Raw genomic sequence first — 24283 nt, 5'->3', positions numbered from 1 at the left:
TCAGTTAGGGTTGCCCTGGTAGTAGGAAGCCTGCTCAACATAATTAATCAGCCCAAGTTAATCCTTGTCATCTGTTTAATCGACTTGAATGCATTGCATGATGTCAACTACCTGAAAGCGGTTTTGACGTATCTGGTGCCATTTTTTGTATCTTTATATGGAGCTTTATCGATGCCTAGTGCATAAACAATCAAAACCAAACGAGATAGGCATAATTTAAAATAACGCAAACAGGACAACGACATGACACTCCCTACCGAATCCATTGGCAGCATTCCCCGACCACCTAAATTATTGGACGCTATCGAGCAGTTCAGGTTAGGGAAATTATCCCGAGATAAGCTTGACTCTTATTATGACGAGGCACTCAAGGACACTATTATCCGTCTGGAAGCAACTGGCTCACCGGTCATTTCTGACGGCGAACAAACAAAATCAAGTTTCGCCACATATCCGCTAACCAACTTAAGCAATATCGCTGCTGACGGGATTACGATCCCCTTTGAGGACGGTCACACTCGTCAATTACCAAAGCTGACTGCTGGTCCGTTCAAGTATGGCATCCATGCAGGCGCGTATGTTAAGGCAGCAAAGCGATATACCAATAAACCGGTCAAACAAGCCGTTATTTCAGCGTCAGCCCTTAGCTTGCTCTACCCGGGAGAAGGGATTGCAGGCTACTCTCGAGAACAATTTCTGGAGGATTTGATACTAGAAACTGTCGCAGATATTCGCGGTTGTTTAGATGCGGGCGCATATCGTATCCAGATCGATTTTACGGAAGGTCGTTTGTCGGTCAAGCTCGATCCCAGTAAAAAACTGTTGCAAAATTTCATTGATTTAAACAATCGGGTTTTGGATCACTTTGCGCCGGAAGAACGCAAACGGATCGGGGTACATACCTGCCCAGGGGGCGACCATGATTCAACCCATAGCGCCGATGTGGATTATGCCGATTTGATCCCCGATTTGTTTAAATTGGAGGCCTCCAATTTTTATATGCAATTGGCCAGCGAGAAAAACCCTGAACATGTCTTGGGGGTCGTCAAAAATCACCTCAAGCCGGGGCAACGCATTTATGTCGGTGTTATCGACGTGATCAATCCTGATGTGGAAGAACCTGGACAAGTGCGCGACCGTATTTTGCAGGCCGCAGAATATATCCCAGTAGCGCAACTGGGTACGACTGACGATTGCGGGTTTTCCCCTTTTGAAGACGACACTTCGACAGGAAGGGATACTGCATTTGCTAAAATTAAGGCTCGGGTTGTCGGCACTGAACTCGCTTCTAAAATCTTGAAATGCTAAGCTAGGCAAACAGCTATTCGTAGCTCGAACAAGTAATACGGTACTGATGCCGGCATCGATACAATGTTTGATGAGCGTGACTATTTCGACCGCATCTTTCGCCGTTTTTCCGCGCGGAAGGTAACTGCCAACTTGCGGCCAGCGTTCACCTTGGAGGCCGAAGTTCACTCCGCTCAGCACAACCTACATGCCTGTATGTTAAGATATATCCATGCGGCTGAATTTCCAAAATAAAGAATACATTATGCTATTCCTTCCTGCTTATCTTCTCGTACATGGATAACCCAACTCGACTCCAATATCTCGAAGCAATGGGCATCGATGTCTGGATGTCAAGGGCATCTGCGCCTGTTGCTACTAATCCGACGTTCGAGCTAACATCGACATCGGACTATGCTGTCCAGCCGGAGATATTGAGTACGCCTTCGTCAGCTTGGACTGAACTAGAATTCGAAGTCGCCACTTGCGCCAAATGTGGTTTGTGCCAAACCCGCACTCACACCGTGTTCGGCACGGGCAGTAAAACCGCCGAATGGATGGTCATCGGCGAAGCGCCGGGGCAGCATGAGGATGAACAAGGCAAACCGTTTGTCGGCAAGGCGGGGCAACTGCTGACCGAAATGCTGAGGGCAGTTGGGCTGGAGCGGGACGCGGTATTTATCACCAATATCCTCAAGTGCAGGCCGCCGGGTAACCGTGATCCCAAGCCGGATGAAGCGGAAAGTTGCGACGGCTATCTGCGTCGGCAAAGGGAACTGATTAAACCGAAGATAATACTGGCAGTCGGGCGCATTTCTGCACAGACCTTGTTGAAGACCGACGCGCCAATCGGTAAACTGAGGGGGAAAGTGCACAACATGGACGGTACGCCGTTGGTTGTGGTGTACCATCCGGCTTATTTATTGCGGTCATTACTGGAAAAACGCAAGGCATGGCAGGATTTACAATTAGCATTACGAACAGTCAACAATATTAAGGGTTAAACATGCGCGGTTGGATGGACAAAATAAAAAGCGTGTTGGTCTATGATGCCGACAAGGAATTCTATGCCAGAGTATTTCCGGAATCGTTATCCCGGACAGATCTGCTGAGGCTCCGTACTATGACTTACGCCGACTTGCCTGCCGTGATGGACATCGAAAGGGCAAATTATCCGTTCCCCTGGGACGAAGACATCTTTGTCGATTGCTTTAAGGTAGGTTACGGTTGCTGGGTCTGCGAGGAGAACGGCAAAATCCTGGGCTACTGCATTATGACGATGGGCGTGGGCGAAGCGCATATCTTGAATATTTCCGTCGCCCCCGACGAGCAAGGCCAGGGTGTAGGCCGAAGGATCATGGAAATCCTTGTCGAGATTGCCAAAGGCGAAGCCGAAACCATGTTCCTGGAAGTCAGGCCATCCAACCCTGGGGCAATTGCGCTGTACCAGAAATTGGGGTTTAACGAAATCGGCGTTAGGAAAGGTTACTATCCTGCAGAAAAGGGTAGGGAAGACGCCATTATGTTTGCGTTGGAGTTGATTTAATAGGGTTCTCGCTCCACCTTTTTGAGGCCCAAGAAAGTAACCGAAAGACTGCTGTATTGTCGACCCGAATTCGCCATTTTTAATTTTTTGACACCGGTAAAATAGTCGCCCCTACTTCCAGTGCGTGCGCGAACTGAGTTTGGTTTTTGTCAGATCCCCGGTGCTTCAGAAAAATGATTTTGCCCGGATTTTACGGGCATCCAGTTAATCGATTTTAGTTTCAAACTATTCTGGGCTAAGTTAGCCCGATTTTGAGCGAAGTCGTTTGCCCAGATACCTCCTTGCACTCCACTACAAGGGGGAGATGGTACGGCATTCCGGTAAGCGGCGCAAGTTCCCCTTTCCTTATGTGTTTTCGCCATTGATGGCGGTCGTCCATGCCGTAACGACCACGTTAAATCACAAGCAAAAAACAAAAATTCCCCCTGTAGCAAATTGCTGTTATCTTGATAAATAACTACAAATGTTTGTCAACAGCACCAAAATCCTATTAAAACGAATGAACGCACAGCCAAAATTAAATTCCCTCGATCACCTCATATTTGACAACCGCTTTGTTAGCGAGTTGCCGGGCGATAAGGAAACCCGTAATTATCCTCGGCAAGTGTTTGGTGCTTGTTATTCGCGCGTATCCCCAACTAAGGTTACGAGGCCAACAACAGTGGCTTATTCAAAAGAGGTCGCAAGCTTATTGGATTTGTCGGAACAGGTATGCGAATCCAATGCGTTTGCTCAGGTATTTGCCGGTAATCGGCTGACTCAAGGCATGAAACCATACGCCTCTTGCTACGGAGGCCACCAGTTTGGGGTTTGGGCTGGGCAATTGGGCGATGGCCGGGCGATTAATTTGGGAGATGTCATCAATCAACAAGGTGAACGCTGGGCATTGCAATTGAAAGGCGCAGGGCTTACGCCTTATTCCAGGACATCTGATGGACTGGCAGTGTTGCGTTCTTCCGTACGTGAGTTCCTGTGCAGCGAAGCGATGTTCCATTTGGGTGTGCCGACCACGCGGGCGTTAAGCCTGGTGACAACGGGTGAGCAGGTCATCCGGGACATGTTCTATAACGGCAACCCGAAAGCCGAACCGGGAGCTGTCGTTTGCCGGGTTGCACCGTCGTTTATTCGGTTTGGAAGCTTTCAAATCCATGCGGCTCGCGGCGAGTTGGACTTGTTGAAAAACTTGGTCAATTATACGATTTGTATTCACTTTCCGCATCTGGGGAATCCTTCAACAGATACCTATCTGGCCTGGTTTGAGGAAATTTGCCGGACTACCGCAGAGATGATCGTGCATTGGCAACGGGTAGGATTTGTACATGGGGTGATGAATACCGACAATATGTCTATCCACGGCCTAACCATCGATTACGGACCTTACGGCTGGTTGGAAAATTACGACCCCGACTGGACACCCAATACCACGGATAGGGCAGAGCGGCGTTATCGCTACAGTAACCAACCTGCTTGCGCATTTTGGAACCTGGGACAGTTAGCCAACGCCGTATATCCGCTGATTGGCGAGGTAGAACCTTTGCAACAGGCATTGGACATCTTCACGCAAGTTTTTGGCGAACAATGGCAGCTGATGATGGGCAACAAACTCGGCTTAAGCCGTTTTGAACCGGGCCAGGATGATGCGTTGTTTGCCGACCTATTGGCTTTGCTGCAATCGGTTGAAACCGACATGACCATTTTCTTCCGCCAACTTGCCGATGTTGATTTGGGCAAGGGTAACCTTGAAAACGTGGATGTTGAGTCGTTAATTACACCGCTTATTGATGCTTATTATGTTCCTGGGCAGCTTACGCCCGATTATATTTCCCGTTTGGTCGATTGGCTAAAGCACTACAGCCAACGATTAATCCAAGAAAATATCCCGCACGACATCAGGCGCGGACAGATGAACTGCGTCAACCCGAAATATGTATTGCGCAATTACATGGCGCAACTTGCCATAGATAAGGCCGAGCAGGGCGATTTTTCTTTAATCGCCGAATTACTGGAACTGTTGCGTCATCCCTACCATGAACAGCCTGGAAAAGGACAGTTTGCGGCAAAACGCCCGGATTGGGCGCGGCAACGGGCGGGTTGTTCGATGCTTTCTTGTAGCTCTTGAGTCATGCCCGCTGAAATATTGCACGTTCTTGTGTTAAAAAGCATACCCACTAGGCTTAATTGACGCCTATTCCATCATAAGGAATATATGCCTACCCTGAATGTTCAACATTGTTTTAAAAAACAGCTTGCTGAGCAAGTTTTGTAATGTTGACTATAATTTATATTGTCGATTTATAGCAATAGATGACTTCAGGTAACTATAAACATGGGATTTTAAATTGCAGAAGCCTGGGAATAAGAAACTGGTTGCATACCATATTCTTGCTATCCTTTTTTGCTTTGCTGCGAATTTACCCATCGTCACCGCCACAGAGGTAGTCGTCAATAAGTCAGTGCCTGCTGCGGATTATTCCAAGGTGGACATTCGCGCTATCTTCACGATGCAAAAAAGATTTTGGCTCAACAATAAACAAATCAAAGTTTACACATTATCTGACAGCAGCCCGTTGCATAAAGATTTTGTCAAAAACATACTTAATATGTTTCCCCACCAAATCAGGATGGTTTGGGACAGGATGACTTTTTCCGGAACGGGTATTGCGCCGATTGAGTTAGACTCAGAACAGGAAATGATGGACAAAATTGCTAACACGCCCGATTCCATCGGCTATTTGAGCCAAAAGCCTAATAATGAAAATATCCGTTCATTTGAATTTCATTAAGCGGACTTTACCGTGGCAAGAACCGTTAGCTCCCTTGTGTGAAGACAAGGGATGCCGCTTGGAATTCGTATGCGGGATAATACAACCTTTACTGTGCGTCATGACTGTTGTTTCATACAACGTGGCGGCCTATGCTGAATCCCGTTTAATTCCAGAAGAGATTCAGTTCCATGGGTTTATGACGCAAGGTTTTTTTCATTCCTCCAACAACAACGTTTACGGACAAAGTGACGATGGGATTAGTCCAGGATTAACTGAAATCGGCCTAAATATGAACTACCAACCCTTAGACAGGCTACGTTTTGCCGCGCAAGGCCTGTATCGGCGGGCCGGTGATGTCGACACAGGCAGCGTAAGGTTGGATTATGGGTTGGCCGACCTGACACTATTTGACTATGACAGCGGCAAAATAGGGCTACGTGGTGGACGAATCAAAATCCCGTTCGGTCTTTACAACGAGACGCGGGATGTCGCTTTTACGCACCCTACCATATTGCTTCCCCAAGGCATTTATTTTGACCGGTCACGATCGCTGCTCCTGTCTGCCGATGGCGGTTCGTTTTATGCGGAGCAACGCACTGATTTTGGAGATTTTAATTTCAAATTCAATGTCGGGATGCCGCCGCACGATTTCGATGAAATCAAAACCGTCGTATTGGGTACGCGAGACGCGCATGGCCGATTCAAAACGACACCAGCCATTGCTACCCAGCTCAAATATGAGCTAAACGGCGGTGAAGTTGTGTTTGCCGTCAGTTACATGAATTTGGACTTTAGCTATGACCCCGCACGGGGGGAAAGGCTGCGGCAAAGCGAATCCAATATTCAACCGTTATTATTTTCTGCACAATACAACGGAGAAAAATTTACCCTGACAGGTGAATATGAGTACAGTTGGAACACGTTTGGGAACTTTGCGCCCCGAGGGAAATTCGTTACCGAAAGTTGGTATGTTGAGGGCAGTTACCGTATTTTACCCAAGCTGCAAGCGACAGTCCGTTATGACACCATTTCAATGGATAAAGACGACAAGAATGGCGATGGGGCGGTAGCCTTAGGTTTCCCAAGGCATGTAGCCTTTGCACAGGACTGGGTGTTTGGCTTGCGTTGGGATATCACGCCCGCCTGGATGGTCAGGGCAGATTATTCGCGTGTCCATGGCACGGCTTGGTTGCCGCAGGCCGATAATCCCGACCCCAACAAAACCAAACAGGATTGGGATCTGTATGGTTTGCAATTGTCCTTTAAGTTTTAGGCGAACATGGGAAGCAATAGCTTATTTTTCAGCTTAAGATGGAAACTAGCCATCCTGTTTGGCATTATTTTCCTGATATTGCAAAGTGTGTTTGCTTTTGTTGCGTATTTTAACGCCCAGGATAATTTTGAAAAAGACCGAAAAAATATCCAGGCAAACCATTACAACATTGCAAATACCTTAACAAAAGACTCATTTTTGGTGCTGGAACAATTCGCCGAACTGGTTTCGGTGGTCAATGATACGTCGCAGCAGTCCTCAAAAGTGCAGCAACACACGGTTTCATCGCTCAATGAAAACTGGTCACGCTGGCAGCTAATCTGGGATATTGAAAATATTGCTTTCTTTGATAAACAAAGTGTATTGGTCAAGTCATGGGGAACCCGATTGATTGATCCAGATGAAAAGGTACGCCAAGTCTTGCTCAAAGAATTACCGGAACATCAAGTATTTTGCCCGGACAACTGTTACCAGCAAGCGATTATCCCGGTGATGGGGAAGTCCGATATTACTGGCGTGTTCAGCGTGATCCGTTCCTTTTCTGATGTCATCATCAAGTATCGTGACGCGACAACTTCCGATATTGGCATTTTGATTGTCGATAATACGGCGATTGATAAGGCAGGGAAGCCATCCAATAGCCGTTGGAAATACAAGTTGTCGGGTATGACCAAGCCTGAGAAAAATTCACCTGTTTTCGAATTTATTTCCCAGCACTACACAATTGATGAGTTTTTCAATACCAGTAAAAGGATCGGGTTTAATAATGCGCTTTATGAAATACGGGTGCTGCCCATTCAAGAATCAAAGGGTAACGATAAGCCGCCGTTTTTCTTTTTCATCGATGATATTACCAAGGATATCGACCATCTTAACGATGACCTTAAGCATATTTGGATATACAGCTTTTTGGGCTTATTGGCTTCCTTATTGTTAATCCTACTGGCGCTGCATGTTTCCTTGCGGCCCATTACCCGGCTGTCAAAGGCGTTACCGTTGCTCTCCAAAAATGATTTTGGCCAGTTCAGGGAACAAATAACCGTAAAAGATAGCACTAGCCTGGGTTATGACGAGATGGACAAGTTGAGTTTTACCGCCTTAAATCTGGCTGACCAGCTTGAACACCTTGAACAGGAAATGCGTGGACAAACGTTCAGTTTGATGGAAAAAAGCCAGGAGTTGGCTAAGGAACGTGACTTTATCAAACAATTGGTCGAATTGGCCCCTATCATCGTTATTATCCAAAAGCTGAACGGAATTATTTTAACGATCAATCATGCGGGTGTTGAAGGTTTGGGGACAGACAGCGGTAGCATCATCGGTAAAGTCTTTGATGTGTTCCTGTCGGACGCCGATCAAGAGCACCTCAAAAAATTAAATCGCTTAAGGTCCGGCCAATTCGGCGATCAAATCCAACTCGATGGCGTACTGAAGACAGAGAGCGGTAAGCTTCACGACGTTTCCTGGCTGCATAAGCTATTGCCCTCCAAGCAACAGGGTGATGATCCGGTGATATTAACATTGGGACTGGACATTAGTGAACGTAAGATTGCGGAAGCCCGGAATATCCGAATGGCGTATTACGATTACCTGACCGGATTGGGTAACCGTCGGAAATTTCAAGAAGAATTCACCCAGAAATTGGCATCAGCCGAGCGTTATGGCTATCAGCTTGCGTTGTTTTATCTTGACCTGGATCGGTTTAAGGAAATTAATGACAGCAGTGGCCATGATGCGGGCGATAACTTCCTTAAGCTGGTTGCCAGCGCCTTGAAGGAAGCTATACGCTCAACGGATTTGTTATGCCGCTTAGGCGGGGATGAGTTTACCTTGTTGATGCCGCATGCCGACATGACGGGTGTAGACCATATCGCAAAAAAAATAAACAATGTGCTTAAAGAGTTGGTGTTTGTGTGTGATGACAGAAATTACACCGCCAGCACCAGCATAGGCGTTGCGATTTTTCCATTGCACGGATCTACAGTCAACGAATTGATGGCTCATGCCGACCTAGCAATGTATAAGGCTAAGGAACTGGGTCGTGGGCAGCACCATCTGTTCAATCCGGATTATGATTACCGTAGCAAGTTAAACCAAACGGTACAGTGGCGCAATATTCTTGAAGACGCGATTGCCAACGATAGGTTTGTCTTGTTTTATCAACCTATCCTTACCATCAAGTCGAACAATATCAGCCATTTTGAATGCTTAGTCCGTCTTCAACAGGAAGACGGCAAAATGTTGATGCCTAGCGATTTTGTGTTTCGGGCGGAAGAGCTAGGTTTGATCGGCAAAATTGACAGGATCGTTTTACAAAAAGCGGTGGAACAGCATCTTGAATTTAACCGCCAGGGCAAAATGCACAAGCTCAGTGTGAATGTTTCCAAGCGGTCGTTTGAAGATCCGGCCATTTTTGACTATTTCGCCCAGTTATTTAGCAACCCCGATGTTGACCAGAAACGGATCATTTTTGAAATAACAGATACCGCAGCCGTGTCCAATTACCAATCAACCAATGTGTTGATTAATAAAATCAGTAGTTTGGGTTGTGTGTTGGCACTGAACGATTTCGGGGTTGAATACCCATCGCTGCATTATTTAAAGAATGCACCGGTCGATTATGTGAAAATCGATGGTTCGCTTATCAGGCAACTTGACAAAAATGATGACGACAGGGTTTTTGTCAAGGCTTTAATCGATCTAGCGCAAGCTTTCGGCAAAAAGACGGTGGCTGAATTTGTTGAAAGTGAAGATACGCTGACGATCCTAAAAGGATTTGGTATCGACTACGTACAGGGGTATCACATTGGGAAACCTAAGGCAATGGAATAATAATCCCAGTCGTTTCCTTAAAATGCAAGCGTCACTAGTGGATTGATAGCCCCAACCTACTGTGCCAAGAAGTTATGGGCTGTATTTACTTGAATTTCAGGCCTGGACAAGCCATTTTTAGGATCAGATAGAGGTATGCCAGAAAGGGTTAATGCGGTTAGTATCTCGTCGACTGTCGCACTTGGTTTTTGCGCTTTTAGTGTTGCCCAGGCGCCGCTGACAAACGCCGCAGACAAGGAAGTGCCCGACGCCACAATTTGAAAGCCGGCAGGCACGACCCCGGGCATGATTATTCCAATATCTTTTCCCGGGGCAAGCAAAGAGAGCAGGGGGGAACTGTTGGAGAAGGGCAAGACTGCATCGTTTAGGTCTGAAGCGCCGACACTTATCACGCCAGGCACGCAGGCGGGTGAGTCCAATTCGTTATTGTGTCCCTCATTCCCGCTCGCCGCTACGGTCGCAATTTTTGCGGCCCTAAGTTTTGCGATGCTGGAACCCATCGGGCTGGTTACGCATTCATGGGTTGAGGCCTGTCCGCCTATGCTGACATTTATGGCGGCGATGCGGAAGGAACGGCGCTTCCGGTAGACAAAGTCCAGGCCTCGAAGCAGGTCGCTGTCGAAAAAAACGCTGCAACTTTTGGCAGGGGCGCAAATACGCCTGTTTCTGATAATTGAATCTGCCTTCACGGCAATAATAGAGGCATTGGGTGCAACACCGGAACTCGCAAAGCCAGGGGCTAAACTATTTCCCGCTGCAAGTGCGGCTATGAAAGTGCCGTGAGTACAAGAAAAATCTAGGAATTTGCACTTTACGTTGGCGGCTCCTGATCCAAAATCACTCGTTTGGCCGTTGCGGCAAGTGGGGGTTATTTTCCGCCGTGGATTACGTGTGGAGAAACACGATTCCGCCAATACTTTCCCTCGAAGGTAAGGGTGTCGCTTGTTCACGCCATTATCGAGGACGGCAATCGTTTGGCCAGCCCCCGTGAAGCCTAGTCCCCAAGCCACATCTGCACCAATCTTGTTGATGCTAAGTTCATGAGAAAGGGGAAGATTTATTTTATCCCGTAATATCTGTGCGACATGTGGGGAAGCATGCAAGCGCTGCAATTCGTTTTCATCGGCAGTCATGGCGAGAAACGGTAGGTGTTGATAGCGCTTGATTGATTTAGTTCGGTGGATTGGTATATCTTTCAACAATGCGTTTTGTTGATTTTCGATCAGTCTTTGTTGGCCGTCTTCTTGAGTTTCGCCTTGATGCAAAGCCTCGGTATCAGGGATTCCTTTTAGCACGACCAGGACTTGGGCACTGCCTTCCGCGATTGCCTTGTCGACCAGACGGTTATAGTCGTTATGGCTGTTTATCGTGAAAAATTGTGGGGCCATAGCTGTAATCTCTTCCCGGCTAGGCGGGGTTGCCCAAAGTACAGTCGGCCACAGCAAGAGGGCTACAACTAAGCTGCTATCGCAGGGGCGCAGTTTCATGGCAAATACAGTCGCATAACCACACGGTGTCACTTGACAAATGAACAGCAATAGTCCGTTGGTGCATTTATTTTCACCGTAAATTTGGCATTGGCCGGCACGTTAAACGTTTCACCGCCCTTGATAGCTTGCCATTGGTCGGAATCGGGCAGCAGGACTTCCAGGTCGCCATCGAGTATTTCCATGATTTCCTTATCGGCTGTGTTGAAGGTGTATTCGCCCGGCAGCATAAATCCCAGTGTTTTCATGGAGCCATCGGTAAACTTGAGGGTACGGCTGGTGACGTTGCCGCCAAAATAGACATTGGCTTTTTTGACGACGGATACATTAATGAATTCAGGCATGAGTTTCCTTGGTACGGTAACGGGGCAATAAACATCATACCAGATTCTTATTGCCCGTTCTTTGGCTTATTTTACGAATAACTAAGAGCTTGGGTGCTGATCGGATTAGGATTTATTATAAACAGCAAGTGCAAAGCACTGTCACTGCAACCCATAAAAACATGACCCATTAGCAAAAGGCAACACATTGACTGACCGTATCGATAAGGAAACCCGTTCACGGATTATGTCGGCTGTCCGTAGTTATGGGACACGCCCCGAAAAACTGGTGCGTTCTGCGTTGCATCGGCAAGGATTTCGTTTTAGGTTACACATCAAGCAACTGCCCGGCACACCCGATTTGGCGTTACGTAAGTACAAAGCGGTTGTTTTCATTAACGGTTGCTTCTGGCATCAACACCAAAACTGCAAGCATTCCCATATACCGCAAACCCGCAGCGAATTTTGGCAAAAAAAATTTACCCGTAATATGTTACGCGACCAGAAAGTCATCTATCAACTAAAAATGTTGGGTTGGCGCACTGCGATTATTTGGGAGTGCGGCCTCAATAAAATACAGTATGAAGATACGGTCAAACGATTGGTGCTGTGGCTTAGATGGCGAGGGGAATACTTAGAGATCCCGGTTTATGATGAATTTAACGAGCAGTGACCATCCGACATCTTGTGGAAATGACAGGCTGGCGTTTTGGGATATACTGTCAACTTCCTGAGTTATTTAACCGAGGTCGCAGGCGATGAATGCATTAAGCGCAAAAACCATTGAATTTATTGGCCACCCTAAAAAAATGTTGATAAATGGCCGATGGGAGCCTTCAGTGTCAGGTAAGACTTTTCCTGTGACAAATCCCGCAACGGGTGAAATCATAGCCCATGCCGCTGAAGGTGACAAAGCGGATATTGATAAGGCCGTGAAGGCTGCGCGAGCTGCGTTGGAGGGCAAGGGTTGGTCGACGATGACACCTTCGGAAAGGGGCAAGCTGGTGTGGCGAATCGGCGACCTGATCCTGAAGTATGCGGATGAATTGGCGGAACTGGAAGCCTTGGATAACGGTAAGCCCTTCACGGTTGCCCGTGCCGCCGATGTTGCGCTGGCGGCGGATATTTTTCATTACATGGCGGGCTGGGCGACTAAATTGCACGGCTTGACCATCCCTATCTCGGTGTCAGGCGGTGACTTTCACTCCTACACGCGACTTGAACCCGTTGGCGTAGTCGGGCAAATCATTCCATGGAATTTCCCCTTGTTAATGGCGGCCTGGAAACTGTCCCCCGCTTTGACGACGGGTTGTACGGTTGTGTTGAAAGTGGCCGAAGAAACACCCTTGTCTGCAATACGGTTGGGTGAGATTTTGCAGGAAGCGGGTTTGCCGGACGGCGTAGTCAATATTATCACCGGTTTTGGCGAAACCGCAGGTGCGGCTTTGGCGGCGCATCCGATGGTCGACAAGATCGCGTTTACGGGATCGACCGAGGTCGGCAGGTTGATTGTCAATGCGGCATCGGGCAACCTTAAGAAGGTGACGCTGGAATTGGGCGGCAAATCGCCCAATATTGTCCTAAAAGATGCGGATTTGGATGTTGCCATCCCTGGCGCAGCTAACGCTATCTTTTTTAATCACGGTCAATGTTGTGTGGCAGGTTCGCGGCTTTACGTAGAGCACGAAATTTTCGATGAAGTTGCGGAAGGCATTGCCGACTTGGCTAATCAAATAAAATTAGGCAATGGCTTAGATTCACAAACCGAAATGGGGCCTTTGGTTTCAAGTGCCCAACTTAATCGTGTGTGCGGCTATTTGGATTCGGGTTATCAGGAAGGCGCAAAAGCGTTATGCGGCGGCAAAAAACGGGAGGGGGCAGGTTATTTTGTTGAACCGACCGTGCTGGTCGATGCCTCGCAGCAGATGAAAATTGTGCGGGAGGAAATCTTCGGCCCCGTTGTCGTCGCCATGCCGTTTAAGGAAGTCGATGATCAGCTGATCCAACAAGCGAACGATTCAATTTACGGCTTAGCGGCAGGGGTGTGGACGCGCGACGTCAGCAAAGCCCATAAAATGGCCCATCAATTAAAAGCCGGGACGGTGTGGGTCAATTGTTATAATGTGTTTGACGCTGCGCTTCCTTTCGGCGGTTACAAACAATCAGGCTGGGGGCGCGAGATGGGTGCTGCGGTGCTGGCGCATTATACGGAAAGCAAGGCAATAACTATTAACATTGGTTAATACGGCCTATTTTCAACTCCACCCAACCAACGAGTTAAGGCTCAATATTGACTGAGTGCCAATCCGCAAATGAGTGACCCCATTATATACGTACTAGATTTTGACGGTGTTATCTGCGAAAGCGTGAAAGAAACGGCGATTACAGGATGGAACGCGGCAAGTAGTATCTGGGGTGATATGCCCCGTACCGTGCCTCAAGAAAAGATCGAGCAGTTTAGGTTGGTACGGCCAATTATAGAAACAGGTTATGAAGCCATATTGACCATGCGTTTGCTTTACCTGGAAGAAACCATCGAAGCCATTTACAACAACTATAGCGAAAAATTCAAGGTATTGATTGATGATGCCAATTTGACAGTTGGCGGGTTAAAACAATTGTTTGGCGACACCCGCGATGCTTGGATTAAAAACGATGCCAATGATTGGATAAACATGAATCCCTTATACGATGGCATTGTGGCAAAGTTGAAAGCGCTTGGTCAGCATTGTCCCTGGTATATCGTGACCACAAAACATGAGCGCTTCGTCAAATTAATCTTGCACGCCAATGGTATCGAATTGGCGGAAGATCAACTTTATGGGTTAGATCGAAACATGAGCAAGACGGAAGCGATTAAAGAGTTATTGAAATCCCATCCTGGCGAAACCCTCTATTTTGTTGAGGATCGCCTACCGACGTTGTTAAACATTATCAGGAATGGCGAAATCCCCGATGTTAAACTGATCTTTGCGTCATGGGGTTATAACAGGCCAGGAGATAAAGAATTGGCAAAACAATATGACGTAACTGTGCAAAATCTTGAAACATTCTTGGCTCCCTTTATGGCTTAATGAAAGTTGGCACCGCTAAAAACCAGTCACTGCCCGATTAGGTTTGGACCACACAGCCCCGACTGATCTGTGCAACTGGATAGTTTGGGTTAGGATTTTAAAATGCGGATTAGTTGGCGTTCTCACTTGGCATCAGATGATCGGCCTTCCTTAGCATATCGATCAATTCAATGGCAGGGATAGGTTTGCTTAACAGGTAGCCCTGAATTTCGTCACAGGCATATTGAGCCAGTAAATCGTACTGATTTTGTTCCTCAACGCCTTCCGCCACGACGATCATGCCCATTGAATGGGCCATACTGATCAATGCCTTGACAATCTGTTTGTCATTATTGTCATTACAAATATCCTTAATAAATATCCGATCGATCTTCAAGGTATTGATAGGGAGATTTTTCAAATAGCCCAACGATGAATAACCCGTACCAAAGTCATCAATCGTGATGGCAATCCCCCTGCTGTTCAATCGTTTCAATGAAGCCAGTGCAACATCAAAATTATTCATCAATGTCGATTCGGTAACTTCTAATTCAAGTAGGCGTGGCGGAATGCCTGTATCGGCCAACGTTTGAAAAATTTTGGTTACAAAATCATCTTGCCTTAGCTGTACCGCCGATAAATTCACCGCAACCCTGCAATCGGATAGCATTGATTTTTCCCATTCTTTGATCTGTAGGCAGGCTTTTTTAATGACCCAATCGCCTATTGCCACTATCATCCCACGTTGTTCGGCAAAATCTATAAATTCAAAAGGCGACAATAAACCTCTCGTTGGGTGTTGCCAGCGGATGAGGGCTTCAACGCCAATAATGGACCTTTTCTTAATATCCATTTTAGGTTGGTAGAGTAATACCCATTCCTCGTTTTGAATGGCGCGCCGTAATTCCTTATCCAAATTCACATGCTTAATCGACAGTTGTTGCATGTGTTCATCAAAAAATTGATAATTCGTTTCCGAATGCATTTGTTTACTGTATTTCTTTGCAATCATGGCATTGTTGATTAAGTTATCAACCGTATTTGCATCCGAAGGGTATAAACTGACACCAACATGGCTCATTGCGTAGACACTGTTGCCATCGATATCGATAGGTTCGGACAATGACTCCAACAAACGATTAACTATCCAGGTGACTGCCTCTTTTGTGCCTAACTCAGTCAGCAACACCGCAAATTCATCGCCCCCGAAGCGGGAGACTGTTAAGCGCGAAATACCGTCGTATTTTCTAAAAGTCGCTTTTAATCGCTCAGCCATTTCCACGAGTAATTTATCGCCTGCGCTACGCCCCAAAGTCGTATTGGTTTGGCTTAGCATGCCAATATCGATAACCAGTACGGCGGCTAATTGGTCATATCGATTTCCGCGTTCAATCACCTGATTGATTCGGTCATAAAACAATACTTGGTTGGGTAATCCGGTAACCGCATCATAGTGTCGCGTGTACTCAAGTTCAGCAGAAAATTTAGAGGCAATACTCTCGAGCTGTAAAACCCGTAGCTTCAAGTTCGACATACTGTCAGTTTCTATTTGATCGTCGACGGTTGTGGCGCTATCTTGTTTGTTTTCTTCAACAACATTATCTTGACCAACGACTTCGTTTACGGTTTCGTTTTTGGGTTGCCAGCAAATAACTCGATTTCTACCCGATTCCTTGGCGGTATAAAGCGCTTCATCGGCAAAGTTATTCAATTCGCTTGGACCTGCTGGATTATCTTTCAAGCTTGCAACACCAAAACTCGCAGTAACCCTTGGCCCTGATTCGAATCGATTAGTTGATTCATCCTTAAGGCGCAAACGGATCCGTTCTGCCACGGTTGCCGCTTCATCAACCGTAATGCCCGGAAGTACTACACAAAACTCCTCCCCACCGTAGCGGGCAACCAAATCTACTTTTCGGGTATTAGAATGCAGGAGCTCTGCAAGCAATTTAATGACTTCATCCCCCTTCGCATGGCCGTAATTGTCATTAACTGCTTTAAAATGGTCAATGTCCGCCATAAAGCAAGATAGTTCTGTCCTGTTTTGCTGAGCATCCTTGAAAGCTTTATCAAATTGTTCGTTAAAGGCGCGCCTATTTAAACAACCGGTTAATGAATCTCTAGTCGCTAAATAATTTAATTCTTTATTTTGTTGTTGAACTTGCGCTTGCGATTCTTCTAGGCGAAGTACCATTGTTTGGAGAGCCGTATTTCGTTCTTCCAACTCGGTGATATCATCCAAAGTAATCAAGACACCGTGGGTCTCGGCGTTTGCGCCTTGAATCGGGGATGCGTTGATGACGAATTTAAAAACCTTATTGTCAGAAGACGTTAATTTTAGTTGCGTACCGATATAACTCTTACCAGACGCTAGCACTTTTTGCCAAGGGAACGGATGCCCAGAAAAGTCCGCATTAGTCGTTTTCCACTGTAAGGTTGACAGTTTGACACCCATTAATGACGTCAATGGCAGCGATAATTTTTCGGTAACCGATTTGTTTGCCAGCACTATTTGTTCATGGTCGTCGAGGACAATAATCCCTTCGGTTAAGGTATCGAACGCGGTATTGACCCGTTCTGGAATTACGGCGGAAGGATCCAATAATTTTAGCGTCCTAAGCATAAAAACCAGATACACAAAGAATCCGATGAGCAAAATAAAACCGCTCATTTTGAAGGTCGAACTTTGATAGAAGTCAGAAACTGACTCACCTTGCAGCGGTAAGAACTTTAACTCAATGTCCCCCCAAGGTTCACCGTTTTGAAGTATGGGAACTATTAGGTGTGTCGATGAAGATTTGCCTCTATCATAATTGCCCCATCCATTTGAATGATCTCCTATTTGGAATATGAGCTGACCGTTTTTTAGGCGTATGCCTGCAGATTCAATTTCAGGCGTTCGTTTAACCACGTAACCAAGCATTTTTTGAATACTCTTGGTATCTTGATTGGGCGCGAATATTGAAAACTGGATAGCTAGCGCCTCACTCAATTGTTTGCGCGAGTTTAAAAGGAATTTAGATTCGTCCGGGGTAAACCCCAATAACTCGGCTATCAAAAACAAACAGGCAGTCAGCAAAACTAAGGCAAAGCTGATACGTATTGCAGGCAATAGAATTCCAGCGGGTTTTATTAGATTAGCCATAGCTTAAAATATACAGGATTGTAGTGAGGGCATCAAAAAGTCGTTTTATTAATCCTAAAATATAAATACTTTAGTACATTTTTCTATGATCATTAGCCTTCGTTATTTTAAGCATGAAGTAAGCAATAGTTATTTTTAAACGCAAACCAACAAGCAGCCTGCTGACTTTAGTTTTATCTTGGGTAAGGCACAGTAATGAAGGGAGTTGCGGCTTTTCAATGGGGCAGGTAAAAGCCGCCAAGGATGGAATGACAGCATGCCCCACGTCAGTCCATAATTTCAGCGGACAAGACTTAACGGAGGCTTGTTTCAACGAAACCGATCTGGGATCTTCAATGCTCTAGAAGGGCCTAACGAGATTTATAATTCTAGTTTATGAGACCAAAGCCCTTAAGACATCGGTGCGGCTAATAATGCCAACCATTTTGGCATGGTCAAAAACAGGAAAGCTTCTTACTGCAGAGTTCTGGAAGGTTTCCGCTAAATTGACAATGCTGGAGTTGGCATCGACACTGATAATCTCTTTTGACATAAAATCCCCTACTTTTCCAGACATGCCCTGGTCATAGACGCTGGCCAAAACGACACGCATGCCATCTTTTTCTGAAAACATTCCAATCAATTTCCCTTCTTCATCAATGACTGGGGCGCAGGTTATTTTATTTTCCAGCAATTTTTTGATGGCATCAAACACATTGGTTTGCTTAGAGAGCGAAACCAGCCGTTTGGTCATATAATCAGCAACAGTTATTTTCGACAACATCATCAACTCCTTCGGCTATTATTGTAATTGGGTTGACCGCGGATTTTTATAGGCTTAATCCACTTAGGTTTTCTATTGAATTAAGAATCTTTTTACTCTTATAAACGCTAGTTTGCAATAGTTACTAAACAGAATGTTTGGCACGGGTTTTAATTAAAAAAATGGCAGCTCCTTGAAACCAGCCACTTGAGAAAAATAAATTTTAGGCCGCAATTACCGCCCATTTTGACCTGTAAGGCAGGTTCGTTACCACACGACTGGCATTGCCTTAAAAAATGTTTGCCGTGTCTGTCAAAAAATGTCATAGATCCTATGAGTTTTGCTTAAAACCGAATTCAACATTTGCGGCATAGTCTTAGTTAATAGTAATTCACCGGTTTATTGCTGGTGATCCCCTCGATAAATTAGGTAGGGATTTTATCCGCAATAGATTTACAAAAACCAAGCTAGAATAACAATTAACTCGCATGTAATCCTTTTCCCTATGCCCGACTTTAACCCCTCTTACGGATTTGGCCTGGAGCAATTGCTGCAAATTGCCCCCCCACCACAGCCTGAGGGTTTCACGGCATTCTGGCAGTCACGCTATCTGAGTGCAATGAAATTAGATCCACGTCAATGCCTTAACCCATGCGGCAGCTTTCATCCTGACTACGACTGTTACGACTTGCGCTACCGCTCCACGGATGATTTCGAGATCGGCGGTTGGGTCTTGATTCCCAAACATTCGACAGTGAGGCGAGGGGTAATCGTAGGGCATGGTTACGGCGGACGGGAAGGCCCGGATTTCGACCTTCCAATTCCCGGTGCGGCTTTCTTATTCCCCTGTTTTCGCGGCTTATCGAGAAGTAAGTGCTGGCCGATTTCAGATAATCCCAATTATCATGTGTTGCACGATATCGACAAGCGAGACCATTATATCCTTGGTGGATGTGTTGAAGACTTGTGGCTGGCGGTATCCGCCCTGCTTCGGTTGTTCCCCGAAACAGCAGGCCATCTGGGCTATCTTGGCATCAGCTTCGGCGGCGGTATCGGCGCATTGGCGTTGCCTTGGGAACGACGCATTCAGCGTGCCCATTTTAACGTGCCCAGTTTTGGCAATCAGCCGCTACGCCTTCAACTGCCAACTTGGGGCAGCGCGAAGGCAGTCCAGGATTACCAGAGAGAGCATGGTAATATTCTCGCAACATTGCAATATTATGATGCCGCTGTTGCCGCCCAGCACATTCAAGTTCCAGTGCATGTGGCAGCGGCACTGGAAGATCCGATGGTAACCCCGCCAGGCCAGTTTAGTATTTTCAACGCACTGCCTCGGGAAAAGAAACTGTTTGTTCTTGATAAAGGACATTCGGATTATCCTAGGCAAGCTGCACAAAAAAAAGCGTTGTTGTCAGAATTGCAGGAATTTTTCAGCCATTTATGAACCGCGAGCATCATTGTTGGTACAGCCCTCGCTTAGGACGGGATATGGAGCTGCTGGTGTTTGGTCACGCCGGGGCTAAAGTACTGGCATTCCCTACCCGTGACGGACGCTTTTACGAGTATGAAAATCTCGGTATCGTCCACGCCTTATCTGACAAAATCGATAGTGGGCACATTCAATTATATTGTGTAGACAGCATTGTCAGTGACACTGTTTATTGCCCCTGGCGCCATCCTGCCGACCGAATCCAACGTCATATCCAATACGAGGAATATGTCCTCAACGAAGTTATGCCCCTTATGGCAAACAAGAATCCACATCCTTGCACTATCGTCCTGGGTTGTAGCTTAGGGGCATACCATGCCACCAATATCGCCTTTCGGCATCCACACCTTTTTCAAAAGCTCTGTGCTTTTTCAGGCCGCTATGATTTGACAATGGGTGTCGATCATTTCCAGAACTTGTTTGACAATTACTACGACGAAAACATCTACCACAACACCCCAACCCATTTCCTTCCTCAGCTCGACTGCCATTGGCGGTTGCAGCATTTACGTAAAATGGACATCGTGTTTGCCATCGGAAGAGAGGATCCATTCCTAGAAAATAATCGCTATCTGAGCCATTTATTGTGGTCGAAGGGTATCTGGCACGCCATGCATGAATGGAGCGGGCGAGCTCACCGCGCCAGTGCTTGGCGGCAGATGGTTCCGCTTTATGTATAGATATCTTTGAAGCTTGACCCCTTATCGGCAGGTTTTCTGCATTATGAAGGATTGAAATACAAGCCGCGACTGTCTGTAATTGTTAAGGAACTCATCGCATATCTCCGCTATTGGCTACTTATTTTTTGTCATTGAAATTATTCGTTATAGGATTGAAAAATAAAAATACACTTTTTTAACAGCAATTTGTCAAAACAGCGAAGTCTGTTGAAATTTAGGGTCAGTTTAAATGAGGGTCGATTCTACTGTCTAAGTTTTGTCCGCTAAAGCCATTAATTAATCCTATGCCCATGAGGAATAGGAAATATCCAATATAGACTGGCTACGAAGAACATGACAAATGAAACACAAACCGCATTGCGAGCCGCTATCAACCAAGCTTATTTGGCGGATGAGGATGAAATTATTGCTGGGCTATTAGGCCAACTGGGCGCGTATGATCCGGTGAGAGTTGGCGATTACGCCCAAACGCTGGTTAATGCGGTCAGGGCAAAGAGAGGCCGGCAATCCCCCATCGAGGCTTTCCTGCGCGAATATCAGCTCAACTCCCAAGAAGGCATTGTGTTGATGGGGATTGCCGAAGCCTTGCTGCGGATTCCTGACAGCACCACTCAAGATAGGTTTTTACAAGAAAAGCTGACCCATGCCGACTGGGAAAAGCACAAACAGCACAGCGAGTCTTTGCTGGTCAACCTGTCCAGTCACGCCCTGTCATTTACCCGTCAATTTGAAGAGCATGTGTTGCCATCCAAACAACAGGGGTATTCGGTTTTCGATCAAGTGTTGTCACGCTTAGGTGCGCCGATCATACGGTCTGCATTAAAGCAGGGCATGCATTATTTATCCGAGCAATTTGTATTCGCGGAGTCGATACAAGCAGCGGTTGAACGCAGCAAGCATGAGTCGGCCTACCGTTATTCTTTCGATATGCTGGGCGAAGCGGCGTTAACTGCAGCCGATGCAGAACAGTATTACCAATCTTATATTTCGGCAATTGAGGTATTGGCTGGACACGCCTCTTCTAGCGATATTTATACCAATCCCGGCATTTCGGTAAAATTATCAGCATTGTATCCGCGCTATGAGGCTTTCCAGCATATCCGTGCAGTTAAGGGGTTAAGCGATAAACTGCTGACTTTAGCCAGGAAAGCCCGTGCAGCCAATATTTCCCTCACCGTCGATGCGGAAGAAACGGAACGCCTGGACATGTCCCTGGACATTTTTGCCGCCGTTTTTACGCACCTTGATTTAGCGGGTTGGCATGGATTGGGTTTGGCGGTGCAGGCTTACCAAAAACGGGCCTTGCCGCTTATACGCTGGCTTGCCATTCTGGCGGAAAACCAGCACAAAAGGATTCCACTACGTCTTGTGAAAGGGGCTTATTGGGACAGTGAAATCAAACGCGCCCAGGTAAATGGCCTGGACAATTATCCCGTGTTTACCCATAAATCGGCGACTGATGTCTCATACTTGGCTTGTGCGCAATCCATTCTGTCCCGGCCTGATGTATTTTATCCGCAATTCGCCAGTCATAACGCCCACACCCTAGCTGCGATTTACCGCAGTGGCAACCAGCATCCCGGTTACGAATTCCAGCGGCTGCATGGGATGGGGGAATCGCTTTATCATGAGATCATCGAAAGCCAACACTGGCAAGTCCCTTGCCGGATCTATGCGCCGATTGGGCATTATCACGAATTGCTGCCATATCTGGTGAGGCGTTTGCTAGAAAACGGTGCCAATACTTCTTTTATCAATCAGATAGACAATGGCGACATTAGCGTAGAAGAATTGGTTGGCGATCCAGTGTCGATGGTAAAAAATTCGACGAAAAAAGTGCAGATAGTTTTGCCTGTCGGACTATACGGCGAGCATCGACTTAATTCCCAAGGTTTAAACCTGGCCGACCTAACGCTTTTACAACAGCTTCAACACGATCTGGGCACCTTGGCCGACCGACAGTGGCACGCCTCGCCCGTCATCAATGGCCGTCATTATTCAGGTGAGCGGCAAACGGTTATGAACCCGGCTGATAACCGATTGACCGTCGGTACAGTCGTTTATGCCGACCAAGAGGCTGTCGAACTCGCTTTAAACTGTGCTGCACAGGCTTTTACTGATTGGCGGCTTAGTCCTGGAAATACTCGTGCGGGTAAATTAAGGCAAGCCGCCGATCTTCTTGAGCAACATCGTTTGGAATTGGTGTCTTTGTGTGTCCGCGAAGGCGGGCGCACGATTAGAGATGCCTTGGCAGAAGTCAGGGAAGCCGTGGATTATTGCCGTTACTACGCGCAATCTGCAGTTGAACTGTTCAGTGCGCCAACAAAACTACCGGGGCCGACTGGCGAGGAAAACCTGCTTTATCATTACGGACGGGGTGTGTTTGTATGCATCAGCCCGTGGAATTTTCCGATTGCTATCTTTATCGGTCAGGTAACCGCAGCCCTTGCCGCAGGCAATACCGTTATCGCAAAACCCGCCAGCCAAACGGCTTTAACGGCAATGCGTTGTGTAGAGCTATTGCATCAGGCTGGTATTCCTGAAGCCGTCTTACAATTTTTGCCGGCTAGCGGCAGCTTGACCGGACAGTATTTATTGCCTGATCCTCGAGTGGCGGGGGTCGTTTTTACGGGTTCTACGGAAACCGCCCAGTTTATCAACCAGAAGTTAGCGCAACATCACCAGGCTATCGTTCCGTTGATCGCCGAAACGGGCGGCCAAAACGTCATGATTGCCGACAGTTCGGCATTTCTAGAACAACTGGTCCAGGATGCCATGACTTCGGCATTCAACAGTGCAGGCCAGCGCTGCTCAGCCTTGCGTGTCCTGTTTGTGCAAAGGGAAATTGCCGATAAAACCATCGCCCTATTGATTGGCAGTATGCAGGAGTTGTCACTAGGCAATCCCGGCCTTTATCAAACCGACATTGGCCCTGTCATCGGCCAAGCCGAACTGATTCCATTGAAGGCCCATCTGGAAACAATGCGGCTAGATACGAAACTGGTCTATCAAAACCCATTGGATGAAAGCTTGCGGCATGGGAGTTTTTTTCCACCTAGCCTGATTGAGATTCGCTCCTTATCACAACTGACTCAGGAAGTCTTTGGGCCGGTATTGCACCTTATCCGTTACAGCGTATCGGAGTTGGACCAGGTTATCCATGCCGTCAATGCAACAGGCTATGGCTTAACTTTGGGCATCCACAGCCGCATTGATGCCAACATCAAGGCTATCCAGCAGGGTGTCAAAGTCGGCAATATTTATGTCAACCGTAACATGATCGGCGCTGTGGTTGGTGTGCAGCCTTTCGGCGGCATGGGACTGTCCGGTACCGGCCCTAAAGCGGGTGGCCCGGATTATTTACGCCGTTTTACCGTTGAGCAAACTGTCACCACCAATACCGCCGCTATTGGCGGGAATGCGGGTTTATTGGCCAAGGATTTACGCTAAAATGTAGCCTATAATGACAAATCTGATTTAACTGTAACTGCTTAATATTAATGCAGTTTAATTCTGAACCAATGCATAAGCATTATTGTCACAAAACAAGGAATAAAGCACCATTAAAGGGCGAAATTTTTGAATTTTTCTGGTTGTAAAGTTTACAAAAAGGAATAGATTAAATTTGAATACGTAAGCATTAAGGTGGCAGGAGTTAGGC

18 protein-coding genes are annotated in these 24283 nt (G+C 46.7%); 14 read left to right on the top strand and 4 right to left on the bottom strand.

Annotation, left to right across the window (positions count from 1 at the left end; genetic code table 11):
- The 8 genes from nrtS to MGMO_RS01575 form a co-directional block, all read left to right on the top strand.
- A partial coding sequence (gene nrtS / locus MGMO_RS20215) for a nitrate/nitrite transporter NrtS (protein ID WP_200922690.1) occupies positions 1-186 on the top strand: 186 nt, incomplete at its 5' end.
- Positions 187-243: 57 nt separating this feature from the next.
- Positions 244-1308, top strand: a complete 1065-nt coding sequence (locus MGMO_RS01605; protein ID WP_023493264.1) for a cobalamin-independent methionine synthase II family protein — start codon at positions 244-246, stop codon at positions 1306-1308.
- A gap of 275 nt (positions 1309-1583) precedes the next feature.
- On the top strand, positions 1584-2291 hold the full coding sequence (locus MGMO_RS01600; RefSeq protein ID WP_023493263.1) for a uracil-DNA glycosylase: 708 nt from the start codon (positions 1584-1586) through the stop codon (positions 2289-2291).
- Between the two features lie 2 nt (positions 2292-2293).
- Complete coding sequence (rimI, locus tag MGMO_RS01595) at positions 2294-2833, top strand: ribosomal protein S18-alanine N-acetyltransferase (RefSeq protein ID WP_023493262.1); 540 nt, start codon at positions 2294-2296, stop codon at positions 2831-2833.
- Positions 2834-3332: 499 nt separating this feature from the next.
- Entirely contained in the window at positions 3333-4952 is a 1620-nt protein-coding gene (locus MGMO_RS01590; protein ID WP_036306492.1) for a protein adenylyltransferase SelO, read from the top strand.
- Positions 4953-5172: 220 nt separating this feature from the next.
- The gene (locus MGMO_RS01585; protein ID WP_023493260.1) at positions 5173-5616 is read left to right on the top strand and encodes a type 2 periplasmic-binding domain-containing protein; all 444 of its coding nucleotides are present in this window, start codon (positions 5173-5175) and stop codon (positions 5614-5616) included.
- Positions 5585-6871 (top strand): TonB-dependent receptor domain-containing protein, encoded by a 1287-nt coding sequence (locus MGMO_RS01580; protein ID WP_023493259.1) that lies wholly within the window; start codon positions 5585-5587, stop codon positions 6869-6871. Before MGMO_RS01585 ends, MGMO_RS01580 begins: the two co-directional genes overlap by 32 nt.
- A gap of 6 nt (positions 6872-6877) precedes the next feature.
- Positions 6878-9703, top strand: a complete 2826-nt coding sequence (locus tag MGMO_RS01575; RefSeq protein ID WP_023493258.1) for a bifunctional diguanylate cyclase/phosphodiesterase — start codon at positions 6878-6880, stop codon at positions 9701-9703.
- Between the two features lie 56 nt (positions 9704-9759).
- Here MGMO_RS01575 and MGMO_RS01570 read toward each other — a convergent pair whose 3' ends face one another.
- Together MGMO_RS01570 and ppnP are read right to left on the bottom strand one after the other, a co-directional pair.
- Positions 9760-11190: a S8 family peptidase gene (locus MGMO_RS01570; RefSeq protein WP_023493257.1), complete on the bottom strand. Its 1431-nt coding sequence runs from the start codon at positions 11188-11190 to the stop codon at positions 9760-9762.
- Positions 11191-11219: 29 nt separating this feature from the next.
- Positions 11220-11534: a pyrimidine/purine nucleoside phosphorylase gene (gene ppnP / locus MGMO_RS01565; protein ID WP_023493256.1), complete on the bottom strand. Its 315-nt coding sequence runs from the start codon at positions 11532-11534 to the stop codon at positions 11220-11222.
- 187 nt (positions 11535-11721) lie between these two features.
- Between ppnP and MGMO_RS01560 the strand changes: the two genes are divergently transcribed.
- The 3 genes from MGMO_RS01560 (at position 11722) to MGMO_RS01550 (ending at position 14587) form a co-directional block, all read left to right on the top strand.
- Positions 11722-12186: a very short patch repair endonuclease gene (locus tag MGMO_RS01560; RefSeq protein WP_023493255.1), complete on the top strand. Its 465-nt coding sequence runs from the start codon at positions 11722-11724 to the stop codon at positions 12184-12186.
- A gap of 166 nt (positions 12187-12352) precedes the next feature.
- Positions 12353-13756 carry an aldehyde dehydrogenase family protein gene (locus MGMO_RS01555; protein WP_321163106.1) on the top strand — a complete coding sequence of 468 codons (1404 nt, stop codon included), beginning with the start codon at positions 12353-12355 and terminating at the stop codon, positions 13754-13756.
- Between the two features lie 69 nt (positions 13757-13825).
- Positions 13826-14587 (top strand): HAD family hydrolase, encoded by a 762-nt coding sequence (locus tag MGMO_RS01550; RefSeq protein ID WP_023493253.1) that lies wholly within the window; start codon positions 13826-13828, stop codon positions 14585-14587.
- A 109-nt stretch (positions 14588-14696) separates the two neighbouring features.
- Here MGMO_RS01550 and MGMO_RS01545 read toward each other — a convergent pair whose 3' ends face one another.
- The gene (locus tag MGMO_RS01545) at positions 14697-17237 is read right to left on the bottom strand and encodes a bifunctional diguanylate cyclase/phosphodiesterase (protein ID WP_161808449.1); all 2541 of its coding nucleotides are present in this window, start codon (positions 17235-17237) and stop codon (positions 14697-14699) included.
- Positions 17238-18084: 847 nt separating this feature from the next.
- Positions 18085-18477 carry a CBS domain-containing protein gene (locus MGMO_RS01540; RefSeq protein WP_321163105.1) on the bottom strand — a complete coding sequence of 131 codons (393 nt, stop codon included), beginning with the start codon at positions 18475-18477 and terminating at the stop codon, positions 18085-18087.
- A 481-nt stretch (positions 18478-18958) separates the two neighbouring features.
- Between MGMO_RS01540 and MGMO_RS01535 the strand changes: the two genes are divergently transcribed.
- The 3 genes from MGMO_RS01535 to putA all read left to right on the top strand — a co-directional run bounded on the left by MGMO_RS01535 (position 18959) and on the right by putA (position 24072).
- Positions 18959-19897, top strand: a complete 939-nt coding sequence (locus MGMO_RS01535; RefSeq protein WP_023493250.1) for an acetylxylan esterase — start codon at positions 18959-18961, stop codon at positions 19895-19897.
- Entirely contained in the window at positions 19894-20622 is a 729-nt protein-coding gene (locus tag MGMO_RS01530) for an esterase family protein (protein WP_036306472.1), read from the top strand. Before MGMO_RS01535 ends, MGMO_RS01530 begins: the two co-directional genes overlap by 4 nt.
- Positions 20623-20955: 333 nt before the next feature.
- Positions 20956-24072, top strand: coding sequence for a bifunctional proline dehydrogenase/L-glutamate gamma-semialdehyde dehydrogenase PutA (gene putA, locus MGMO_RS01525; RefSeq protein ID WP_023493248.1), 3117 nt, complete (start codon positions 20956-20958; stop codon positions 24070-24072).
- The last annotated feature ends 211 nt before the right edge of the window (positions 24073-24283 follow it).

It is taken from the genome of Methyloglobulus morosus KoM1, assembly GCF_000496735.2.
Taxonomy (GTDB): domain Bacteria; phylum Pseudomonadota; class Gammaproteobacteria; order Methylococcales; family Methylomonadaceae; genus Methyloglobulus; species Methyloglobulus morosus.
This window is presented reverse-complemented; position numbering and strand designations above follow the sequence as displayed.